The sequence below is a fragment of the Serratia sp. CY40230 genome (assembly GCF_052168835.1).
Lineage (GTDB): Bacteria > Pseudomonadota > Gammaproteobacteria > Enterobacterales > Enterobacteriaceae > Serratia > Serratia nematodiphila.
On the sequence record NZ_JBJNLX010000013.1, the window covers coordinates 1 to 2286 of the forward strand.

Below are 2286 nucleotides of genomic sequence, written 5' to 3' on the forward strand. Positions count from 1 at the left end.
GGGGCCGAGTTAGAACATCAAACATTAAAGGGTGGTATTTCAAGGATGGCTCCACGCAGACTGGCGTCCACGCTTCAAAGCCTCCCACCTATCCTACACATCAAGGCTCAATGTTCAGTGTCAAGCTATAGTAAAGGTTCACGGGGTCTTTCCGTCTTGCCGCGGGTACACTGCATCTTCACAGCGAGTTCAATTTCACTGAGTCTCGGGTGGAGACAGCCTGGCCATCATTACGCCATTCGTGCAGGTCGGAACTTACCCGACAAGGAATTTCGCTACCTTAGGACCGTTATAGTTACGGCCGCCGTTTACTGGGGCTTCGATCAAGAGCTTCGCCTTGCGGCTGACCCCATCAATTAACCTTCCAGCACCGGGCAGGCGTCACACCGTATACGTCCACTTTCGTGTTTGCACAGTGCTGTGTTTTTATTAAACAGTTGCAGCCAGCTGGTATCTTCGACTGGCTTCAGCTCCATCCGCGAGGGACTTCACCTACATGCCAGCGTGCCTTCTCCCGAAGTTACGGCACCATTTTGCCTAGTTCCTTCACCCGAGTTCTCTCAAGCGCCTTGGTATTCTCTACCTGACCACCTGTGTCGGTTTGGGGTACGATTTAATGTTACCTGATGCTTAGAGGATTTTCCTGGAAGCAGGGCATCAACTACTTCTGCACCGTAGTGCATCGTCATCACGCCTCAGGGTTGATATGCAACCGGATTTACCAGGTCACACCCCCTACACGCTTAAACCGGGACAACCGTCGCCCGGCCAGCCTAGCCTTCTCCGTCCCCCCTTCGCAGTAACACCAAGTACAGGAATATTAACCTGTTTCCCATCGACTACGCTTTTCAGCCTCGCCTTAGGGGTCGACTCACCCTGCCCCGATTAACGTTGGACAGGAACCCTTGGTCTTCCGGCGAGCGGGCTTTTCACCCGCTTTATCGTTACTTATGTCAGCATTCGCACTTCTGATACCTCCAGCAACCCTCACAGGCCACCTTCAACGGCTTACAGAACGCTCCCCTACCCAACAACGCTAAGCGTCGCTGCCGCAGCTTCGGTGCATGGTTTAGCCCCGTTACATCTTCCGCGCAGGCCGACTCGACCAGTGAGCTATTACGCTTTCTTTAAATGATGGCTGCTTCTAAGCCAACATCCTGGCTGTCTATGCCTTCCCACATCGTTTCCCACTTAACCATGACTTTGGGACCTTAGCTGGCGGTCTGGGTTGTTTCCCTCTTCACGACGGACGTTAGCACCCGCCGTGTGTCTCCCGTGATAACATTCTTCGGTATTCGGAGTTTGCATCGGTTTGGTAAGCCGGGATGGCCCCCTAGCCGAAACAGTGCTCTACCCCCGAAGATGAGTTCACGAGGCGCTACCTAAATAGCTTTCGGGGAGAACCAGCTATCTCCCGGTTTGATTGGCCTTTCACCCCCAGCCACAAGTCATCCGCTAATTTTTCAACATTAGTCGGTTCGGTCCTCCAGTTAGTGTTACCCAACCTTCAACCTGCCCATGGCTAGATCACCGGGTTTCGGGTCTATACCTTGCAACTAATCGCCCAGTTAAGACTCGGTTTCCCTACGGCTCCCCTATACGGTTAACCTTGCTACAAAATATAAGTCGCTGACCCATTATACAAAAGGTACGCAGTCACACCACGAAGGTGCTCCCACTGCTTGTACGTACACGGTTTCAGGTTCTATTTCACTCCCCTCGCCGGGGTTCTTTTCGCCTTTCCCTCACGGTACTGGTTCACTATCGGTCAGTCAGGAGTATTTAGCCTTGGAGGATGGTCCCCCCATATTCAGACAGGATGTCACGTGTCCCGCCCTACTCATCGAACTCACGACCTGTGCATTTTAGTGTACGGGGCTATCACCCTTTGCTGCGCGACTTTCCAGACGCTTCCACTAACACACAAGCCGATTCAGGTTCTGGGCTCCTCCCCGTTCGCTCGCCGCTACTGGGGGAATCTCGGTTGATTTCTTTTCCTCGGGGTACTTAGATGTTTCAGTTCCCCCGGTTCGCCTCATGCCACTATGTATTCATGACATGATAGTGTGTCGAAACACACTGGGTTTCCCCATTCGGGTATCGCCGGTTATAACGGTTCATATCACCTTACCGACGCTTTTCGCAGATTAGCACGCCCTTCATCGCCTCTGACTGCCTAGGCATCCACCGTGTACGCTTAGTCACTTAACCTCACAACCCGAAGATGTTTCCATCGTTCGCGCTGCAAACATTTGAGAGACTCTATGACAGGTTACTCTTTATCCC

The 2286-nt window shown here is 52.6% G+C and carries 1 rRNA gene; it reads right to left on the reverse strand.

What is annotated here, in order from left to right:
- Positions 1–2211: ribosomal RNA gene (locus tag ACJ8IJ_RS23870) — 23S ribosomal RNA — on the reverse strand; the annotation flags it as partial.
- Between the last annotated feature and the right edge of the window lie 75 nt (positions 2212–2286).